The 4,095-nt window shown below is 70.7% G+C and carries 3 protein-coding genes; all 3 read right to left on the bottom strand.

Annotated elements, in window-relative coordinates:
• A partial coding sequence (locus tag CTE05_RS20035) for a glycoside hydrolase family 48 protein (RefSeq protein WP_246123783.1) occupies window positions 1–2,057 on the bottom strand: 2,057 nt, incomplete at its 3' end.
• Between the two features lie 282 nt (window positions 2,058–2,339).
• Window positions 2,340–3,128, bottom strand: a complete 789-nt coding sequence (locus CTE05_RS20030; protein WP_146848056.1) for an ABC transporter permease — start codon at window positions 3,126–3,128, stop codon at window positions 2,340–2,342.
• A 2-nt stretch (window positions 3,129–3,130) separates the two neighbouring features.
• Entirely contained in the window at window positions 3,131–4,030 is a 900-nt protein-coding gene (locus CTE05_RS20025) for an ABC transporter ATP-binding protein (protein WP_146848055.1), read from the bottom strand.
• Window positions 4,031–4,095: the final 65 nt, after the last annotated feature.

The raw sequence follows: 4,095 nt of genomic DNA, 5'->3' as shown, positions 1-4,095 counted from the left end.
GGCGGGGGCGTGGTGCCCTCGAACAGCCGCGCGTAGTCGGCGAGAGCACCCGCGATCGCGGTCTGCGCCCAGAACCGGTGGAACGTGAACTGCGGCGCCACTCCGGTGGACAGGGCCGTCTGCATCTTGGGCCAGGCGGGGTCGTCCTTGTACCAGGAGCGGATGTCCAGGAACGAGACGCCGGGCTTGATCACGTCGCCGTTGGGCATCGTGCCCGTCCAGCCGGACGGGATGTAGATGCCGTTGCCGCCGGCGACGTACGTGTCGTCGAACCGCAGGAAGTCCCCGCGGGTCTCGACCGTGCCGACGCCCAGGCTGTCCTGGTTGGAGGCCCAGATGGCGTCCAGCAGGGCCTTGGCCTTGTCGCGCGACGCGGTGTCGCCCGACTTGGCGGCGTAGAAGAGCAGCGCACGGGCGGTGTCGCCGGCGACGCCGACGTCCTGGCCGTAGCTCTTGACCGCGACAGAGAGACCGGAGTTGGAGCCGGGGCTGGTCTTGTTCCAGGTGTCCGGCTTACCGGTCCAGGTCAGCTCCGAAGGAACCTTCCAGTTGGCGCCGTCCGTCGTGATGTTCGCGACGACCCAGGGGACCCACTTGTCGAGGATCTTCTTGGCCTGCGCGTTGCCGGAGGCGTAGTACAGCTCGGCGACGCGCTGGACGCCCCACGCCTGCATGCCGAACCACTGGTTCGACGGCGGGTCGTTGTAGACGGGCGCCTCGGTGTAGCCCATGCCGTAGAACGTGGGCGTGCCGCTCGGCGGCGTCGCGTACGCGCCGCCCCAGCTGTTGGTCGCGCCACCGGCGATGCCGCCCTGGGGGGCCTGCAGCCAGGTGTAGAACTCGAGCTGACGCTCGAGCGAGGCCGCCCAGTCGCTCTTCGCGCTCGCCGACTTCGGCGTCAGGGCCGAGTCCGTCGACAGCGCGTACGCGGCGAGCGGGTTCTGGTAGCCCATGTGGGCGTGCGACGAGCTGACGCGCCAGGCCCAGCCGGAGCTGGCGTCGAGCGCGCCGCCCCACGCCAGGTACCAGGACAGCAGGTAGTGCGCGCTGTCCTTGCCGGTGCCCGCGGGGCAGCTCGGCGACGTGCAGCCGATCGTCTTGAAGTACTTGTCGAACAGCGTGTAGCGCAGGTAGTCGCCCATCTTGGCGGCCTTCGCGACGACGGAGGCGACGTCGGCCTGCTTGCCCTGCTCGGTGGCCCACTTGTTGGCCCAGTAGACCGCCTCGACGGCACGCGCGTCGGCGTCGGACGCCGAGGTGTACTTCCACTGCTTCGAGTACGAGGCGTCACCCGTGAACAGGTCGAGGAACCCGTTCTTGCCGCCGTACTTGAACTCCTCGCAGCTCGGCTGCGGGACGGTCTCCCAGACCGACTCCTGCTCGCCGCGCTGGAACGTGTTGATGAAGGACGAGCCGGTCGCTGTCGGGCCGAGCTCGCAGCCCGTCCCCGGGGTCGCGCCGAAGCCGTACTTGTTGTCTACGTCCGCGAGCCAGTGCATCTGGTAGATGTCCGACGTGCCGTACGTCGACTTCAGCTCGTTGGCGATCGGGTCCCTGCCGACCGTCACGCCGCTGTTGAGCTGGCTCGGGTACTTGCTCGGGTGGTCGTACTCCGACGCGTACGTCGCGGGCGAGCTCGGGTTGTAGAACGAGTTCGTGGGCTGGTCCACGGTCTGGGGGATCATGTACTTCTCCATGGTCTCCCAGGCGTGGTTCAACGGTGCCCAGTCGGCCGTGGTCTGGCCGTACAGCGCCTCGAGCCAGATCCAGAAGGAGTAGGCCTCCGACGTCGTCGCGTGGCCGTAGTCGGGGGCCTCGACGATGAGGGTCTCGACGGAGTGGTACGGGATGCCCTGCGCGCTGAAGTAGCCGTTGGCGGGGTCCTTGATCTTCTCGTACTGGGTGAGGAAGCGCTGCGCGTACTCACCGTCGGCCACGGCGGCCTTCACGGGAGCGGCGGCCGGGACGACGATCGTCGCGGGCGCCGGGGCGGCCATCGCGGGAGATACCCCGCAGATGGCCAGCAGCGATGCTGCGCTCAGGGTGGCCGTGGCCACCCAGGCAGCTCGCCGTCGGGTCGATGAGGACATCATTCGTACCTTTCTGGCTGTCGGGCACGTCCCGCTACGCCGCGGGCACGTCCCGGCGCCCCCGCGCGCGGATCGCGCGTGGGGGCGGTGACGGAGGTGCACGAAGGAACTGACCGTCGGTGCCGGTTCGGCCCGCAGCGGCGCGGGTCTCCGGGCAGACAGCGGCCGGGTCGGCGCCCACTTTCCGGGGGTGCACAGCCAGCGTCCAGACTCCTAAACGATTCTGGTGGGAGCGCGACCACACACTGGTCACGACCACCGGAAGAAGCGCGCCGAGACGGGCAGGGCGACCAGCGTCCAGGCAGCCATGACCACGAACGGCAGGACGTCGAACGGCTGCCCGTACCAGGCGGCAGCCATCGCCTCACTGGCCGCCCCGAGCGGCGTGTACCCCGCGATCGTCTGGACGACGTCGGGCATCAGCGGCAGGGGCAGCCAGACCCCCGCGAAGAACAGCGAGACGAAGTACACCGACATCCCCCAGGCGGTCGCGGCGGGGGCGTTCGGCGCCAGGGCCGCGATCACCGAGCCCACCGAGAACGCCGCGAGCACGCTGAGCACGAAGGCCCCGAGCAGGACCAGGGGCTCCGCGGGTGCGGCGACGCCGACCACCAGGGCGCCGGCCGCGAACATCAGCACGGCTGCGACCAGCAGGGCCACCAGGTTCACGGCCAGCTGGGCGACGAGGATGCGCGACGGCGGGACCGGCGTGGTCGACATCCGCCTCAGGACCCCGCGACCGCGGTAGCCGGCGATGGTCTGCGGGTACGAGGACAGGCCCACGGTCGCCACCGCGAGCGCCAGGACCGTCGGCGCGTACCCGGTGATGCCGTTGATCTGCGACAGGATCGGGTCCTTGTCGTTGAACGGCAGGTCCGCCCACGGCATCACGAGGCCGAGCACGGTGAGCAGGACGGCGGGGAACAGGACCGCGAAGAACGCGCCGGACGGCTCCCGGAGGAACAGCCGGGCCTCGACGGCGGTGAGGCGGGACAGGGCACCGGACACGGAGGTCCGCGCGATGGTCGTGGTGGACATGGTCAGACCTCCGGGGTGGTGGTGAGCGTGACGAACGCGTCCTCGAGCGAGCTCTGCTCGAGGCGCAGGTTCTCGGGGCGGATGCCGTGCTGGGCGAGGGCGACGAGGACGTCCTGGACGACGTTCTCGTGACCGCGGGCCTCGATGGTGCCGTCGTCGGTGTGCGAGACGGTGGCGACCTGCTCGAGCAGCCCGACCGGCACGGGAGCCGACGGCCGGAACCGCAGCACCTGCTCGGAGGCCGCCCGGGCGACCAGCTCCGCCGGCGTGCCCGTCGCCACGACGCGGCCGGCGTCGATGAGCGCGATCCGGTCGCAGAGCCGCTCGGCCTCTTCCATGAGGTGCGTGACCAGCACGATCGTCACGCCCCGGTCGCGGATGCGCTCCACGACCTCCCAGGTGTCGCGACGGGCGTGCGGGTCGAGGCCCGTGGTCAGCTCGTCGAGGATCGCGACCTGCGGGTTGCCGACGAGCGCGAGCGCCACCGACAGGCGCTGCTTCTGGCCGCCGGAGAGCTGCTCGAACCGGGCGTCGGCCCGCTCGGTCAGGCCCAGCTCGTCGAGCAGCTGCGCCGGGTCGGCGGGGTCGGGGTAGAACGACGCGTACAGGTCGAGGGCCTCGCGGACGCCGAGCTTGGGCTGGACCTGGCTCTCCTGGAGCTGCAGGCCGACCACCTGCCGCAGCCGGGTGCGGTCGCGCTGCGGGTCGAGGCCGAGGACACGGACGGTGCCGCCGTCGGCGTCGCGCAGGCCGCCGACGATCTCGACCGTGGTCGTCTTGCCGGCCCCGTTGCGGCCGAGGATGCCGAAGATCTCGCCGCGGTGGACCTCGAGGCTGACGTCGTCGACGGCAACCTTGCTGCCGTACTCCTTGTGCAGGTTCCGGACCTCGATGACGGACATGGAGGGCTCCTTCAGGGTGTGGGGTGCCACGGGACCGGCGCAGGCCGGTCCCGGAGCGGCGGGAA

Source organism: Cellulomonas terrae (genome assembly GCF_007990265.1).
Taxonomy (GTDB): Bacteria; Actinomycetota; Actinomycetes; order Actinomycetales; family Cellulomonadaceae; genus Cellulomonas; species Cellulomonas terrae.
The sequence above is the reverse complement of the archived record's forward strand: the minus strand, read 5'-3'. Positions and strand labels throughout refer to the sequence as shown.